Here is a 15,935-nt window from a genome sequence, read left to right as displayed (position 1 = left end):
CTGCCGTCGGAACGGTCGGTCAGCGGGCCGGGCAGCGCAGTCCCTCCCTGGGCACGGTCAGGTCGATCAGGTAGGCGTCGACCGCCTCGGTGATGCAGGAGGTCTGCGGGTACGCGGTATGCCCCTCGCCCTCCCAGGTGAGCACCCGGCCCACGCCCAGCATCGTGGCCAGTTCGCCGGTCTGCTCGTACGGCGTCGCCGGGTCGCCGGTGGTGCCCACCACCAGGATCGGCGGTGCCCCGTCGGCCCGGCCCGTCGGGTACGGGTCACGGCCGCCGGGCCACTCGGTGCAGGAGAGCAGACCGGCGGCCAGGGCCGGCCCGAACAGCGGGTACTTCGCCCGCCACTGCGACTGGAGCTGGCGGATCCGCTGCACGCTCGGCTTCTCTTCCTCGTCGGCGCAGTTGACCGCCAGGTTGGCGTCGAACATGTTCGAGTAGTGCCCGTCGGAGTCCCGGTCGGCGTACGCGTCGGCGAGGCGGAACACGTCCTCCGGGTCGCCGCCCTCCAGCTTGTCGATGGCGCCGGCCAACTCCTGCCACCCCGACTCGGTGTAGAGCGACGAGATGATCGCGTAGAAGACCCAGCCCGCGGTGGCCTCCCGGCCGTCGTCCCCGCGCACCGGGGACACCCGGGCCTTGTCGATCGCCGAGGTGACCGCGGCCCGGGCGTCCGGGGCGATCGGGCAGCGCCCGGCGTTCGCCGCGCACCACGTGGTGAAGTTGCTGAAGGCCCGCTCGAAGCCCTTGGCCTGGCTCTCCGAGCCGGCGACCAGGCCCTGCCTCGGGTCGACCGCGCCGTCAAGCACCAGCGCCCGCACCCGCTGCGGGTAGAGCTGTGCATAGGTGGCGCCGAGCAGGGTGCCGTAGGAGTAGCCGAGGTAGGTCAGTTTGTCGTCGCCGACGGCGGCGCGGACCGCGTCCATGTCCCGGGCGGCCTGTTCGGTGCCGTAGAGCGGCAGCTGGTCGCCGTAGCGGTCGCCACAGCCGCGCCCGATCTTCCGGCTGAGCTCGGCGAACCCGTCGAACGACTGCTGGCTCTCCGGATCGGGGTCGTAGCCGAAGCTGGCGTCCAGGTCGGCGTCGGGGATGCACTTGACCGGGCTGGAGCGGGACACCCCGCGCGGGTCGAAGCCGACGATGTCGAACCGGTCGGTGATCGAGGCGGGCAGGCCGCCGAACGCCGGACCGAAGGAGAGGTAGACGGCCGTGTCCACGCCAGAGCCACCGGGCCCGCCCGGATTGACGACCAGCGAGCCGATCCGGTCGCGCTGCTTGGTCGACCGGGCTCGCAGCAGCGCGATCTCGAAGGTCTGCCCGGCGCCCGGGCCGGTGGCGGCCCCGCTGCCCGTGCCCCAGTTGCGCGGCACCTTGATCCGCGCGCACTCGTAGCGGATGTCCGACGCGCCGCGACCGACCAGGTCCTCGGCCACCTCCGGGCAGGCCCGCCAGGTGGGCGCCGTGCCGGGGGCGGCGGCCTCTCCGCCGGTGTCCGTCCCGGGCGCGATCGCCGGAAGGGTGCAGCCGGCGGCGACCAGCACGGCGGTGGCAAGCCCGGCGAGGGTGAGCCGGAACCGGCGGATCCGGTCGGAAGTGCGGGTCACTGGCGAGCCTCCGTGATCGAGTCGACGGCCAGGCTACGCCGGGCCGTCGGCGGACTTGACGGTCACCGTCGGATCGCCGCGCAGCACCTGGTCCACATCGAACCGTACGGGCCGGTCGAGCTGGTCGTAGCGGCAGGAGCGGGGATCGCGGTCGGGCCGCCAACGGACGAACCGGGCGGTGTGCCGGAACCGTTCGCCCTCCATGGCGTCGTAGCCGACCTCGACCACCAGCTCGGGGCGCAGTGGCTCCCACTCGAGGTTGCGGGTGCCCGTCCAGCGGCTCACCCCGCCGGGGAGGCGCTGGCCGCGCTCGTGGTCGCCGTGCACCCACGGGTGGTCGGCGCCGACGTCGCGGTAGGGCTCCAGCTCCTCCAGCAGCTCCGCGCGGCGGGCCATGGTGAACGACGCGCTCACCCCGACGTGGTGCAGCACTCCGTCGTCGTCGTAAAGGCCGAGCAGGAGTGAGCCGACCACCGGGCCGGACTTGTGCCACCGGAAGCCGGCCACCACCACGTCGGCGGTGCGGGCGTGCTTGACCTTGAACATGAGCCGCTTGCCCGGCTCGTAGGGTAGGTCGGCCGGCTTGGCGATCAGGCCGTCCAGGCCGGCGCCCTCGAAGACGTCGAACCAGCGACGCGCGGTGTCGACGTCGGTGGTGACCTGGGTGACGTGCACCGGCGGGCGCACCCCGGCCAGCGCCGACTCCAGCCGGGCGCGACGCCTGGGATAGGGCTCGTCGAGCAGCGTCTCGTCGTCGAGGGCGAGCAGGTCGAAGGCGACGAAGTCGGCCGGCGTGGTCTCGGCCAGCAGTTTCACCCGGGACGCCGCCGGGTGGACCCGTTGGGCCAGCAGCTCGAAGTCGAGCCGGGGCTGCCCGTCCGGGCCGTCGCGCCGGATCACGATCAGCTCGCCGTCGACCGCGCACCGTTCGGGCAGCTGGCGGCGGGCCTGCTCGACCACCTCGGGGAAGTAGCGGGTCATCGACTTGCCGCCCCGGCTGGACAGCTCCACCTCGTCGCCGTCGCGGAACACGATGCACCGGAAGCCGTCCCACTTCGGCTCGTAGGTCATCCCGGACGCGGTGGGGACCCGCGGGACGCTCTTGGCCAGCATCGGCTCGACCGGCGGACTGATCGGCAGCTTCACGGCGACCAGTCAACCAGACCGCACCGACAGTCGTGAGACAGATCACCGTCGGTAGGCGGGCGGCGTGTCCGGCCGCGCGCCGCTCGTGCCGCACCGGGCGAATCAGGAAACCACAGGTCAGAGCTACTTTCGCGGGGTGTCGGAGTGGGTCTGCGGGTGCTGCGGTCGGTGGCGGGTGAGTGTCGAGCTGATCCGGGGCCGCCACCGGTACCGGCTGGTGCGCCGCTATCCCCGCCAGTTCGGCGGGGGCAAGGACGTGCTCGGTGAGGTCGGCTCGGTGGCGGAGCTGGAGGAGCTGCTGCGTCGGCGTACCCCCCTTGGGCTGGCCGACCTGCGCGAGGCCGTCTGACCCGGCGGCGGCAGGCCTCGGCGGCGGCCAGGGTGTACCGACGGCGACGGACCTGCCGGCGGTGGTGACGAACGGCCGGCGGATGTCATGGTCACGATCCGTGGGGCAGCATCGTCGCAACGGGCAGCGGCGCCGTCCGGGCGCCGCCTCGGGAGGAGGCGCGATGCGGTTCGAGGCCGGTACGGAGGTGGCTGCCGAGGCCGGACAGGTCTGGGCGGTGCTGGTCGACGTCGAACGGTGGTCGGAGTGGACGCCCTCGGTACGCCGGGCGGCACGGCGGGAGCCGGGGCCGCTCGCGGTGGGCGCCACCGCCCGGCTGGAGCAGCCGAAGCTGCGACCGGCGGTGTGGCGGGTCACCGAGCTGACCGAGGGGCGGTCGTTCTCCTGGGAGTCGCGCAGCCCCGGGGTCCGCTCGCTCGGTGAGCACCGGGTGCTGTCGCTGCCCGACGGGCGCAGCCGGGTCGAGTTGGCCGTCACACAGTCCGGGCCGCTGGCCGGGCCTGTCGGTTGGCTCTACGGCGACCTGCTGCGCCGCTATCTGCGGATGGAGGCCGACGGGCTCAGGCGTCGCTGCGAGCAACTGACCTGAGTCCTCTCCAGCAGGGCGGGCCGCCCACCCGCCCGCAGCCGCCCGTACGCTGGCGGAGTTCCGCCGAACCGTGGAGGTGCGCCGTGCTGGCACTGACCTATCCGCACGTCGGCGCCACCGAGTCCGGCGACCTGCCGCCCGGCTGGCGGCACGTGCGACACCGGGTCCGGCTGCCCGACTCCTGCTTCGCGGCGGCCGGGTCGGCGGTGCTCGACTGGCGCCTGCACCGGGCAGCCGGCATCCGGATGGACGCCGGCGCCGACCGGGCCGCACCCGGGGTCCGGGTGGTCTCCGGCCTGGGGGTCGGCCCGCTGCGGCTGGCCGCGCCCTGCGAAGTGGTCTGGGCCGTCGACGACGGGCGGCGGGCCGGCTTCGGGTACGGCACGCTGCCCGGGCACCCGGCGCGTGGCGAGGAGGCGTTCGTGGTCAGCCGCGACGCCGCCGGCCGAGTCTGGTTCGAGGTGCTCGCGTTCAGCCGGCCCGACGGCTGGGTGATGCACACGGCGGGGCCTGCGGGCCGGGCCTTCCAGCACGCGTACGCCTGGTGGCTCGGCCGCACCCTGCGCCGGCTCTGCGCCCGCCCCTGACCCGCCCGCCCCGCGTCGACGTGACGCGTCAATCGTCGCCAGCGTCAACGGCACCCGACGGGCGGGAGTGGCCGGTCAGAACCGGGCGAAGGAGCGGATCGGCATCCGGGGGCCGTACTTCGGGGCCTGGACGCCGGCGGCCGCCAACAGCACGCAGACCCGCCCCCGGTGCCCCCGGAACGGCTCCAGCAGAGCCAGCATCCGGGCGTCGTCGCCGCGCGGCTCGCCCGCCAGGGCCCAGGCCACCGTGTTCGGCACGTGGAAGTCGCCGACGCTGACCGCGTCCGGGTCCCCGTACGCGATCCGCACCACCTCGGCCGCGGTCCACGCTCCGATGCCGGCGATGGCGGTGAGCCGGCGGGTGGCCTCGGCGGAGTCCGCGCAGCGCTCCAGCCGGTCGGCGACGGCCGCCACGCGGCGCAGCGTCTCGGCCCGGCGCTGCTCCACGCCGAACGGGTGGAACACCCAGTACGGGGTGGCGGCCACCGCAGCCGGCTCCGGCGGCAGCAGCAGCGGCTGCATCGGCCCGGGCGCCGCCTCGGCGAAGTGCCGCACCGTCGCCGCGTACGCCCGGTACGCCTCCTTGCCGGTCACCTTCTGCTCGAAGACCGCCCGCAGCAGCCGGGGGAAGACCTGACCGGTGGCCGGCATCCGCAACCCCCGGTGCTGGGCGGCGAGCCGCGCCACCACGGGGTGGGCGGCGGCGAGCGCCGCGAACCCGGTGACGTCGTCCCGGAGCCCGGCGACCGCGTCCGCCCGCTCCACCACCCAGCCGGCGCCCGGGCCGTAGCCCTCGGCGAGCAGGTCGCCGCCGACCGGCCGCAGGGCGAGGGTGGCCGGCCCGTCCGGAGTGCGGGTGGCCCACCAGAAGGTGCCGGCCGCGACGCGCGCGCAGGGGTCGTACGGGCTGAAGGTCAGCGCCCGGACCGACGCGGCCAGCCGGTACCCGGCGGGCGGGCGCAGCTCCCGACGCGCGGTGGGTTCGGTCCCGGTCACCCGCACATGCTGTCACGCCCGCAGCCCGTGACCGGCGACGCCGTCGCCCGCGGGGGCCGGCGGTGTCGCCGACAACGCCGGCCCGACCCGGCTCAACGGCGCACGGAGAAGATCCCGGGCGGCGGCGGGGTCGAGTCGGTGGCGTCGGCGTCGCGGATCACCGGGGCGCCCCCAGCGAAGCGGTCCAGCTCGTCGCCGGCCAGCACCCGGCCGGGGAACCAGTCGCCGGCGGCGCGTCGGGTCAGCTCCGGCACCGGCGGCTCGACCCGGCCGGCCACCAGCACCAGATTGCCGTAGCGCCGCCCCCGCAGCACCGCCGCGTCGCCGACCAGGCAGGCCCGGGGCAGCACCGACCGGACCGTGACGACCTGCCCCCGCGCGTGCCGCAGCGGCGGGCCGTCGGCGACGTTCGCCAGGTGGAAACCGGTGGGACGCAGCACCCGGGCCACCTCGGCGGCGAACTCGGCCGAGGTGAGGTGCGCCGGGGTGCGGGCGCCGGCGAATACGTCGGCGACCACCACGTCGTAGCTGGCGTCCCGGCCGGCGGCGAGCACCTCGCGGGCGTCGGCCACCCGCACCTTGAGCCGGGGGTCCGGCGGCCACGGCAGGGCGCTGCGGACCAGCTCCACCAGCGCGCCGTCCACCTCGACCACCCGCTGGGTGGAGCCGGGCCGGGTGGCCGACACGTAGCGGGGCAGGGTCAGCGCGCCGCCGCCGAGGTGCAGCACCCGCAGCGGCGTGCCGGCCGGGGCCACCAGATCGATCGCGGCGGCGAGGCGCCGGACGTACTCGAACTCCAGGTGGGTGGGATCGGCCAGGTCCACGTGCGACTGCGGGGCGCCGTCGAGCAGCAGCGTCCACGACCCCGGCCGGTCCGGATCCGGCACCAGCTCGGCCTGGCCGGTGTCCACCCGCGCGGCCACCGTGTCGGCGGCCCGCTTGCGGCCCATCAGCGCCGGGCCCGGGCGGCGGCGGTGAGCACCCGGTGCAGCAGCCGCGCGTCGCCGAGCAGCGCCCGCAACCGGCGCTCCAGCCCGGCGATCGGGATCAGGTTCTGCGGCGCCCGCGGGTCCTTGTAGGGGGTGGAGGCGAACCGGGGCAGCGTGACCAGCGAGAGGTCGGCCAGGCCCACCGCCTCGTCAACGCTCAACTCGGCGGAGCACTCCATCCGGACGATGCCCGCCCACGGCGCGCCGTGGGCCACCGGCAGCCGCAGATACCAGGACCAGCCGCCCCAGGCGGTGCCGAGCTTGAACACCGGGGAGCGCTCGCCGGCAGCCAGCTGAGTGACCACGGCGGTCAGCCGGGCGTCCAGGTAATGGCGATGCTGCGTCTTGATGTAGCCGAGGGTGCGCGGCAGCTGCCGCCGGTTGCGCAGCGGTCCGTCGACCACCAGCAGGTCGCCGTCCGTACGGGCCGCCCCGGAGACCTCCACCTCCAGCGCGGTCAGCGGCCCCTGCACGGCAGCCGGAAGCTTGTTCAGCTCGCCCGTGCCGCTGACCCGGTGCACCGGGTAGCGGACGCTGCCGGCCACCACGTCCGCCGCCGAGGGACTGGCGGTGAACAGCCCTCGACCGACCCGCGTGCCGGCCAGTTGCGCCGCGCCGCGCTCCAGGTCGCACCGGACCACCCCGGCGGCGTACGACGCGGCCAGGCCGGGGAAGGACGCGCCATCCTCCTCCGCCGTCCACACGCTCGCGTCGATCCGGCGTACCCCGTCGACGAGCAGCACCACGTCGGGGGCGCGGACGCCCGCCCGCGGCCCGATCGCCCGCCAGTCCACCGCCGGCAACTCGGCGTCCGGGTCGACCTGGGCGCTGCTCTGCGCGGCGGGACCGTCGCCGGACGCCTCGAACGAGGCGCCGTACGCCGGATCCCACGCGTCGACGAAGAACCGGGGGTCGGTCACCGCAGCGATCCTTCCGTCACGCATGCCGGGGCGCCGCGGCGGGCCCCGTTCACCGGCCGGTCCGCTCGACGCGGGCCGACCGGGCGTCCTTGCTGACCTCGAAGCGGACCGGGATGCGTTCGGCCAGGGCCGGCACGTGGGTGACCACCCCGACCATCCGGTCGCCCCGGGCGGCCAGATTCTCCAGCGTGGCGGCCACCGTGTCGAGGGCGGCCACGTCGAGCGTGCCGAAACCCTCGTCCAGCACGATCGACTCCAGGCTCGCCGCCGTGGTGGACATCCCGGCGAGCTGCTCCGACAGCGCCAGCGCCAGCGCCAGCGACGCCTGGAAGGTCTCGCCGCCGGACAGCGTGCGTACGCCCCGGCGCAGCCCCGCGTCGTGGTGGTCGACCACGAAGAACTCGCCCTTGTCGTGCACCAGGTCGTACTGCCCGGCGGAAAGCTCGCGCAGGATGCCCGAGGCGCCGTCGACCAGCAGGTCCAACGCCTCGGCCAGCAGCCACCGCTCGAAGTTGTTGGCCCGCAGGTGCCCCGCGAGGGCCCGGGCCACCTGCGCGCCGCGTTCGTACCCGGACCGTTGCTCGCGCAGCCCGCCGGCCTGCTCGCGGCGCCGCTCCAGCTCGCGCAGGTCGGCCTCGGCCCGCTCCAGGGCGCGGTCGGTGGCGCGGACCGGATCCTCGGCGGCCGGCAGCCCGGCGGCGGCGAGGATGCCCGCGATGCGCTCGCCGACACCGGCGGCCACCGCCTCGGCCTCCGCCACCGCCCCGGCCCGCCCGGCCCGCTGCGCGCGGCGGCGCTGCGTCTCCCCGCCGGCCCACCCGGTGAGGGCGGCCCACGCGGCACCGAGGTCCTCCCGGTCCGCCGTCGGCGGCCCGAACCGGCCCAGCCCGTCGCGGGCGGCGTCGAACGCCCGCCAGGTCGCCCGCAGCCGCTCCTCGGCGGCGTCCACCGCCGCCCGGGCCCGCCGGGCGGCGTCCCGGCCGGCCCGCACCGCCGCCGCCGACTCCTCCAGCGCCCGGCGCAGCCGCGCATGGTCGTCCAGCTCGCGGCGCAGCACCGCCGGCCCGGCCGCCCCGGCCAACTGGCCGTCCAGCTCGGCCAGCCGGTCCTGCACCTGGTCCTGCCGGGCCCGCGCGCGCAGCAGCGTCCGCTCCAGCTCCCGGGCCGCGCCGTCGCGCTCCTGCACCACCGACTGGGCGGCCTTGCTGGCGGCCCGCGCCGCCCGTCCCGCCGCCGTGGCGGCGGCCACCGCCGAGTCGGCCGGCACCGCAGGCACCGCCGCCACGGTCTGCTCGCAGACCGGGCAGGTCGCCCCGTCGCGCAGCTGCCCGCGTAACGCCACCGCCTGGTCGGTCGCCTTCGCCTCCTCGTGGGCGCGGAAGGCCGCCTCCAGCTCCGTCTCGGCCCGCTCGGCCGCCGCGCGCGCCTCGGCCAGCGCCGCCACCGCCGCGCCGTGCTCGGCCCGCGCCCCGGTCACCGCCGAACGGACCGCCTCCGCCTCGCCGGCCAGCTTCTCCCGGTCGGTGTACGCCCGCAGCAGCAGCCGCAGCGCGCTCTCGTCGCCGGCGGCGGCCAGCTCGCCGCGGAGCTTCTCCTCCCGCTCCTCGGCCAGCGACACCGCCGTCGCCGCCTCGTCCGCCCCGGCCCGCGCCGACGCGACCGCCCGGGCCACCTCCGCCACCCCGTCCGGCGCCCGCACGGTGGCCAGCACCGCCAGCTCGGCGTCGAGGGCGGCCAGGGCCGCGCCCGCCTCCCGCGCCGTCGCCCGGGCCGCCTCCAGCTCCGGTACGGCGGCACCCACCGCCCCGGCCAGCTCCCGCATCCGGTCGACCTGCCCGGTGGCCGCCGCCAGCGCGGCGTCGTCGACGTCGGTGAGCCCGGCGAGTGCCTGGTCGACCGCCTCCAGCTTCGCCTCGGCCTGCGTGGCCCGCGCGGTCGCCTTCTTCTGCACCTCCTCGTAGACCCCGAGGCCGAGCAGGTTGACCAGGATCTGCTGCCGGGTGGCCGGCTTGGCGTGCAGGAAGTCCGCGAACTGCCCCTGCGGCAGCACCACGCAGCTGGTGAACTGCTCGTACGGCAGCCCGACCGCCTCCAGCACCGCCTGCTCCATCTCGGCGGGGGTGCCGGCCACCACCTCGCCGAGGTCGTCCGGGCTCAGCCCGGTGTCGAGCTTGGTCACGTCGAAACCGGCCGGCATCAGCTGCAACCCGGCGTTGGCCGTCTTGACGTTTCCCCGGCCGTCCCGGCGGACCACCCGGGTCGCCACGTAGCGGTTACCGGCGGACTCGAAGACCAGCCGGACCCGGCCCTCGGTGGCCGACGGCGCCAGGGCGTTGGCCAGGCCCCGCGCCCCGCCCCAGCGGGGCACCGTGCCGTAGAGGGCGAAGCAGATGGCGTCCAGCACCGTCGACTTGCCGGAGCCGGTCGGTCCCACCAGGGCGAAGAAGTCGGCGTCGGTGAAGTCGATGGTGGTCTCGTCCCGGAAGACGGTGAAGCCCGCCAGGTCCAGCCGCATCGGCCGCATCAGTGCTCGACCTCCTCGAAGAGCTCGTCGAAGAGCTCCCGTACCCCGTCGTCGGCGTGCCCCCGACCGTCCAGGTAGTCGGCGAAGAGCTGCCGGGGCGAGCGGCCCGCCCGCTGCGCCACCCGGGTGCCGCTGCCCGGGGTGGGCACCAGCTCCGGGTCGATCCGGATCTCCAGCGCCTGGGGAAGCAGCTCCTGGACCTCCTCGCGCAGCCCGGCGCGTGGCTGTTCCCGGACGAACACCCGCAGCCAGGCGTCCGGCACCTCCAGATCGGCGAGCTGGGCCAGGGTGCCCCGGACCGTGCGCAGCGCGGAGGCGGCGGTCACCGGCACCTCGCGGATCTGCGCCGCCGTGGTCGCGGTGACCTCGACGACGGTCACCGCCGGCACGTTCTCCTGCTCGCCGAAGTCGACCGCGAGCGGGCTGCCGCTGTAGCGGATCGGGCAGGGGCCGTGCACCCGCTGCGAACGGTGCAGGTGACCCAGCGCCACGTAGTGCGCCGTCCCCGGGAAGACGGTCGCCGGCACCGCGTAGCCCAGCACGGTGTGCGCGTCGCGCTCCCCGCCGCCGGTGGTCGCGCCGACCACGGTCAGGTGGGCGGTGACCAGGTGCACCCGGTCCGGCTCGGTGAAGCTCTCGGTCAGCCGGCCCAGCACCCGGCCCAGGTGGTCGGCGTACGTCTGGCTGGTCTCGGCGGCGGTCAGCTCGTACATCTCCACCGCGCGGATGGCGTAGCGCTGGGAGAGGAACGGCAGCGCCGCCAGCCGCCAGCGCTCCCCGCCGGCGGTGGTGCCGTCGATGACGTGCTCGTCCGGGTTCTCCCGGACCCCGCCGCGCAAGGTGATGCCGGCGGCCTCCGCCCAGGGCCGCAGTGCGTCGAGGGCCTGGCCGTTGTCGTGGTTGCCGCCGATGGCGACCACGTCGGCGCCGGTGCGGCGCAGTGCGGTCAGGGCCCGGGTGACCAGCCGGGTGGCCTCGGGCGTCGGGGCGGCGGTGTCGTAGAGGTCGCCGGCGACGATGACCAGGTCGGGCGCCTCGGCGCGGGCGACGTCGATCACGCCGGCCAGGACCCGCTTGTGTTCCTCGGCCCGCGACTGCCCCTTGAGGACCTTGCCGACATGCCAGTCGGAGGTGTGCAGGATCTTCACGGTGCCCGCCCTTCGTTCGCGACTGTGGGGTTCACCGGGTCCCCTAGAACGGGATGTCGTCGTCGGAGGTGGCGCCACCCGAGCCGACGACCGCGAACGGATCGGCGGACTGGGTGATCGACCGGAGCGTCTCGGACGGGGCGCGGCCGGCCTCGGAGACCCGGGTGGCCCAGGCCGGGAACGGGAACTCCAGGCAGAGCGGCACCGGGATGTCGGGCTGGTTGACGAACATCGTGCCCGGCTTGGCCAACAGCGCGCGCTGCCGCTGGGCGGGCGGCAGGAAGCCGTACTCCGGGCGGGACGCCTCGGCCGGGTCGAGCCGGCCGACCACCCGGACCGCCGAGTTGGTGACGATCCGCCGCTCCACCTCGCTCGCCGTCTGCTGGGCGCCGACCAGGATCACCCCGAGCGAGCGGCCCCGCTCGGCGATGTCGAGCAGCACCTCCTTGATGGGGGAGGACCCCTCGCGGGGGGCGTACTTGTTGAGCTCGTCGAGCACCACGAAGAGCAGCGGCTTGGCCGTGCCGGACTTCTCCTTGCGCTCGAACTCGCTCTTGAGCGTCACGCCGACCACGAAGCGCTGCGCGCGGTCCGGCAGGTTGTGCAGGTCGACCACGGTGACCTGGGCGCTCTCGGCGGTGTTGATCGAGTGCGGGCGGCGGGTGGCCAGGTCACCCCGGATCAGCCGGGAGAGGTCCTTCTTGCTGCCGATCAACCGGCGGGCGAAGGCGTTGACCGTGCCCAGCCCGACCGCGCTGCCGGCCCAGTCGGAGCGGGTCTCGTCGTCGTTGAGCTGGTCGACGATGTGGTCGACCAGATCGGCGTACGAGCCGAGCCGCACCCCGTCGAGGCTCACCCCGCCGTCGGCGGGCTGGGCGTGCCGGGCCAGGTGCGCGGCGACCGAGTGCACGACCATCGTGTACTGCTGGCGTTCGTCGTCTGCGTCGGCGAACACGTAGGGCAGCAGGCGGTCCGCGCAGAACTCGCTCAGCGTCCAGTAGAAGCTGTCGACCCCGGTGAGCCGGCTGCTCACGTCCGGCGTGCCGGAGGAGTCGCCGACCCTGGGCGGGGCGTAGACCCGCACGTCCGGGAAGGCGCCGGCGACCAGGCCGAGCTTCGCGTACGAGGCGCGGGTGGCGTCGTCCAGCCGGGTGTTGGGGTGGTCGAGGAAGAGCAGATCCTCGCCCTTGACGTTGAAGATGAGCGCCTTGGCGTTGACCGCGTCGCCGCCCAGCACGCCGGAGCGGAAGACCGAGTAGAGCAGGAAGGTGGCGAAACTCGTCTTCGTGGCGACCCCGGAGATGCCGGAGATCGACACGTGCGCGCCCCGGCTGCCGTCGAGGAAGTCGGCGTTGAGGTAGACCGGCACCCCGTCGCGGCCCATGCCCATCGGGATGCGCCGCTCCATCCGGTCGAAGTGCAGCGCCCGGTCCCGGGCGTCGCCCTCGGCGCGGTACACCACCGCACCGGGCGACGGCGGCACGTAGAGCTCCGGGTCGACGCGGGTGGTGGTGATCTCGGCGGCCTCCTGCACCTGGGCGGGCAGTGTGCCGTCGGCGATGGCGAAGACGTCGGAGTCGAACTGGGCGCCCTCGTGCCGGGCGCGCACCTGCGTGACCACCCCGGCGATCGTCACCGGCTCCCGGTCGGGCAGCTCCCGCCGGGTCACCACGACGTCGTCGAGCTGGAGGTAGCTGTCGGGGGCGACCGCGGTCCAGAACTGCAGGGGGGTGGCGTCGGCTGTGCCCAGCACCCGGCCGACCATCTCGCCCGGGCCGTCGAACCCGTCGTCAGTCATCGGGCAACTCCGGTCGGCTGGTCGTCGCGGTCGGGGCACACGCCCTGCATCCTGCCCGAGGAGTACGACAGGTTGCCACGCGACGCGGCGGACGCCACGTCACCGGCGCCGGGCGTCAGCCGCAGCGTGCCCGACCGGCCACGGTCAGTCGCGGGCGTAGCGGAGCATGAGCACCCCGTCGGCGGCGGCGAGCACGTGTCGCAGCAGCAGGTGGCGTACCTGGCTCGGGTCGCCGGCGGTGATCCGTCCCGGGCCCGCCCCGGCGAGCAGCGGGGCGACGGTGAGGCAGACCTCGTCCACCAGGTCGGCGGCGGTGAGCGCGCCGAACAGGTGCGGCCCACCCTCGCAGAGCACCTGGTCGAGGCCGCGGCGGCGCAGCTCGGCCAGGCCCGCCGCGAGGTCGACCCGGTCGTCGCCGCAGCGCACCACGTCGGCGACCTCGGCGAGCCCGGGCGGCGCCGGCGCGTCGGCCCGGGTGAGCACCACGGGTCGCACCGGCGCGTCGGCGAACGCGGCCTGTGCCGGGTCGAGGTCGAGCGAGCCGGAGACGACGACCAGCGTCGGGTACTCGGACAGGCCCTGCTCGCGGCGCCACGTCCGGCGTCGCTCGTTGAGGCGGACCGCCCGGTAGCCCTCGTGCCGCAGCGTGCCGGCGGCCACGACCAGGGCGTCGCAGAGCATCCGCAGCAGGCCGAAGACGCGCTTGTCCGGCTCGCCGGAGAGCCCGGCGGAGTAGCCGTCGACGGCTACTCCGCCGTCGACGCTGGTCACGAAGTTCATCCGCAGGTGGGGGCGGTCGGCCCGACCGTAGCGCGCGGTGAGCGCGGCGTCGTCCAACGGCCGCGCGGACGGCTCCGGCCAGAGCGCCGAGATCGGGATTCCGACGCTCATTCGCCGGCCGGACCGGTGACCGGAGGGGTGGGCCGGGGGGTACGGTGCTGGCAGTCGCACCAGTTCCGCCCCGGACAGTCGTCGTGCCGCCTGGCCCGGCACGCTCGGCAGATCATGCCCGCAGCCTATGCCGAGCAAGGATGGGACAGCATGTCGCGTCAGATCTTCCAGCTGAAGATTTCCCTGGCCGGGGTCCGACCGGCCGTCTGGCGCCGGGTGCTCGTCCCGGGCGGCTACACCCTGGACCGGCTGCACCGGGTGGTGCAGCACGGCATGGGCTGGCGGGACTGCCACCTGCACTCGTTCGAGATCGAGGGCCGCCAGTACGGCGAGCCGGACCCCGACGGCGAGCTGGCCCTGCACGACGAGTTGGACGCCCGGCTCGACGCGCTGGTCGGTAAGGGCAGCCGCTTCCACTACACGTACGACTTCGGCGACTGGTGGGAGCACGACCTGCTGGTGGAGGACGCCTTCACCGCCGAACCGGACGAGCGGTACCCGTCCTGCCTGGACGGCGAGCGGGCGTGCCCGCCGGAGGGCGTCGGGGGCGCGGTCGGCTACCGGGCGCTGTTGGCCGTGCTGGCGGACCCGGGCCACCCCGAGCACGCGGAGACGCGGGACCGGGTGGGCGACCGGTTCGACCCGGCCGCCTTCGACGCCGACCGGGCCGGCACCCTGTTGCGCCGCTTCTGCTGATCGCCCGGCCGACGCCGGCCGGACGGGCCCAGGACACCCGGCGATCGGGTCGAGCACACTCGCGGTAACGATCTGGGAACGCTCCCATAGGTCTATTGACACCTCTGACACCCGCCGGCAATCTCATGGGAGCGCTCCCGTGAACGTGGCACGAATCACCCGTGCCCCGCTCCGGTCGTCGACCGCCAGCCCGTCCGGCGCCGACGGCGCGCACCCCCCACCACACCCGAGTCAGCCTCACCACCGAAAGAGGGGTCTCCGATGAGCCTCACCACGCGGCGTACCCGCATGGCGGCTGCCGCCCTGGCCGCGCTCACCGCCATCGGCGGTCTCGCGGCCTGCGGCAAGGACGACGACACGCCGGCGGCCGGCGAGAAGCCCGCCAAGCTGGTCGTCGACACGTTCGGCGAGTTCGGTTACGACGAGATCATCAAGCAGTACGAGAAGGACACCGGCATCAAGGTCGAGCTGCGCAAGACCGCACAGCTCAACGAGTACCGGCCGAAGATCGTCCGGGCGCTCGCCACCGGCAAGGGCGCGGCCGACGTGGTCGCCCTCGAAGAGGGCATCCTCAACGAGTTCAAGGCCAACCCGGCCAACTGGGCCGACCTCGCTCCGCTGGTAGCCGACCACAGCAAGGACTACCTGCCCTGGAAGTGGGAGCTGGGCAAGGCGCCCGACGGCCGGCTGATCGGCCTGCCGACCGACGTCGGCAGCCTCGCCGTCTGCTACCGCCGGGACCTCTTCGAGGCGGCCAAGCTGCCGGTCGAGCGGGATCAGGTCGCGGCGCTCTGGCCGGACTGGAACGGCTTCATCGAGACCGGCAAGAAGTACCGCACCGCCACCGGCAAGGGCCTGCTCGACTCGGTCACCACCGCCGCCAGCGCCGTGATGTTCCAGCAGGGCGGCGACCTGTTCTACGACAAGGACGACAACGTCGTCGCCGAGAAGAGCGCGGCGGTGAAGACCTCCTGGGACACCGCGGTCGCGATGGCCGACGCCAACATCACCGCCGAGACGGCCACCTGGTCGCCGGAGTGGTCGGCCGGCTTCAAGCAGGGCACCTTCGCGGCGACCTTCTGCCCGTCCTGGATGCTCGGCATCGTCGCGGACAACTCCGGCCCCGAGAACAAGGGCAAGTGGGACGTCGCCCCGGTGCCCGGCGGCGCCGGCAACTGGGGTGGCTCCTGGCTCGGCGTGCCGACCCAGAGCAAGCACCAGAAGGAGGCGGCGAAGCTCGCCGAGTACCTCACCAACGCGCAGAGCCAGGTGGCGGCGTTCAAGCTCAAGGGCCCGCTGCCGACCAACCTGGAGGCGTTGAAGAACCAGGAGTTCCTCGCCTACAGCAACGAGTACTTCAACAACGCGCCGACCGGCAAGATCTTCGGTGAGAGCGTCGCCAAGATCCAGCCGCTGCACCTCGGGCCGAAGCACCAGGCGGTGAAGGAGAACGCGTTCGAGCCGGCGCTGCGCTCGTACGAGAACGGGCAGGCCAAGAAGGACAAGGCCTGGGAGCAGTTCGCCAAGGACGCCAAGACGCAGGGCGCCTTCTGACCCACCTCGTCGCCAGGTGGCGTCCGGGTCCACCCCCGGGCGCCACCCGCGCCGTCCCGCACCGCCCCCGGACGCGACCGGAGCCGTCCCGTACCGCGTAACAGCGCCATGGGACGCGACCGGACCGTTCCGTACCGCGTAACAG

At 74.7% G+C, this 15,935-nt stretch carries 14 protein-coding genes; 5 read left to right on the top strand and 9 right to left on the bottom strand.

Annotated features, from left to right (window positions below):
* Positions 1-19 precede the first annotated feature (19 nt).
* Together GA0070608_RS01375 and GA0070608_RS01370 are read right to left on the bottom strand one after the other, a co-directional pair.
* Positions 20-1,582 carry an alpha/beta hydrolase gene (locus GA0070608_RS01375; protein ID WP_245716056.1) on the bottom strand — a complete coding sequence of 521 codons (1,563 nt, stop codon included), beginning with the start codon at positions 1,580-1,582 and terminating at the stop codon, positions 20-22.
* A 54-nt stretch (positions 1,583-1,636) separates the two neighbouring features.
* The gene (locus GA0070608_RS01370) at positions 1,637-2,749 is read right to left on the bottom strand and encodes an ATP-dependent DNA ligase (protein WP_091620181.1); all 1,113 of its coding nucleotides are present in this window, start codon (positions 2,747-2,749) and stop codon (positions 1,637-1,639) included.
* A 136-nt stretch (positions 2,750-2,885) separates the two neighbouring features.
* On the opposite strand from GA0070608_RS01370, the gene GA0070608_RS01365 reads away from it, so the two are divergent.
* The 3 genes from GA0070608_RS01365 (at position 2,886) to GA0070608_RS01355 (ending at position 4,274) form a co-directional block, all read left to right on the top strand.
* Positions 2,886-3,098: a hypothetical protein gene (locus GA0070608_RS01365; protein ID WP_091620178.1), complete on the top strand. Its 213-nt coding sequence runs from the start codon at positions 2,886-2,888 to the stop codon at positions 3,096-3,098.
* A 163-nt stretch (positions 3,099-3,261) separates the two neighbouring features.
* Positions 3,262-3,687: an SRPBCC family protein gene (locus tag GA0070608_RS01360; protein WP_091620174.1), complete on the top strand. Its 426-nt coding sequence runs from the start codon at positions 3,262-3,264 to the stop codon at positions 3,685-3,687.
* An 83-nt stretch (positions 3,688-3,770) separates the two neighbouring features.
* Positions 3,771-4,274 (top strand): DUF1990 domain-containing protein, encoded by a 504-nt coding sequence (locus tag GA0070608_RS01355; protein WP_091620170.1) that lies wholly within the window; start codon positions 3,771-3,773, stop codon positions 4,272-4,274.
* A gap of 75 nt (positions 4,275-4,349) precedes the next feature.
* Here the strand turns inward: GA0070608_RS01355 and GA0070608_RS01350 are convergent, their stop codons facing one another.
* From GA0070608_RS01350 to GA0070608_RS01320, 7 genes are all read right to left on the bottom strand, one after another.
* Positions 4,350-5,270: a DNA-3-methyladenine glycosylase family protein gene (locus GA0070608_RS01350; protein WP_091634077.1), complete on the bottom strand. Its 921-nt coding sequence runs from the start codon at positions 5,268-5,270 to the stop codon at positions 4,350-4,352.
* Positions 5,271-5,362: 92 nt separating this feature from the next.
* Complete coding sequence (locus GA0070608_RS01345; RefSeq protein WP_091620167.1) at positions 5,363-6,220, bottom strand: spermidine synthase; 858 nt, start codon at positions 6,218-6,220, stop codon at positions 5,363-5,365.
* Positions 6,220-7,179, bottom strand: a complete 960-nt coding sequence (locus GA0070608_RS01340) for a hypothetical protein (RefSeq protein ID WP_245715656.1) — start codon at positions 7,177-7,179, stop codon at positions 6,220-6,222. The genes GA0070608_RS01345 and GA0070608_RS01340 overlap by 1 nt, the downstream gene beginning before the upstream one ends.
* 49 nt (positions 7,180-7,228) lie before the next feature.
* Entirely contained in the window at positions 7,229-9,703 is a 2,475-nt protein-coding gene (locus GA0070608_RS01335; protein WP_091620161.1) for an AAA family ATPase, read from the bottom strand.
* A complete protein-coding gene (locus GA0070608_RS01330) occupies positions 9,703-10,851 on the bottom strand; it encodes an exonuclease SbcCD subunit D (protein WP_091620158.1) in 1,149 nt (382 codons plus the stop codon). Before GA0070608_RS01330 ends, GA0070608_RS01335 begins: the two co-directional genes overlap by 1 nt.
* Positions 10,852-10,894: 43 nt before the next feature.
* Positions 10,895-12,649 carry an ATP-binding protein gene (locus GA0070608_RS01325; RefSeq protein WP_091620155.1) on the bottom strand — a complete coding sequence of 585 codons (1,755 nt, stop codon included), beginning with the start codon at positions 12,647-12,649 and terminating at the stop codon, positions 10,895-10,897.
* Between the two features lie 144 nt (positions 12,650-12,793).
* Positions 12,794-13,540 (bottom strand): pyrimidine reductase family protein, encoded by a 747-nt coding sequence (locus GA0070608_RS01320; protein ID WP_091620150.1) that lies wholly within the window; start codon positions 13,538-13,540, stop codon positions 12,794-12,796.
* A 150-nt stretch (positions 13,541-13,690) separates the two neighbouring features.
* Between GA0070608_RS01320 and GA0070608_RS01315 the strand changes: the two genes are divergently transcribed.
* Complete coding sequence (locus tag GA0070608_RS01315; protein ID WP_091620145.1) at positions 13,691-14,236, top strand: plasmid pRiA4b ORF-3 family protein; 546 nt, start codon at positions 13,691-13,693, stop codon at positions 14,234-14,236.
* Between the two features lie 261 nt (positions 14,237-14,497).
* Positions 14,498-15,790: an ABC transporter substrate-binding protein gene (locus GA0070608_RS01310; protein ID WP_091620142.1), complete on the top strand. Its 1,293-nt coding sequence runs from the start codon at positions 14,498-14,500 to the stop codon at positions 15,788-15,790.
* Positions 15,791-15,935: the final 145 nt, after the last annotated feature.

It is taken from the genome of Micromonospora peucetia (genome assembly GCF_900091625.1).
Lineage (GTDB): Bacteria > Actinomycetota > Actinomycetes > Mycobacteriales > Micromonosporaceae > Micromonospora > Micromonospora peucetia.
Note: the sequence above shows the minus strand (reverse complement) of the source record. Positions and strands in the feature narration are given on the sequence as shown.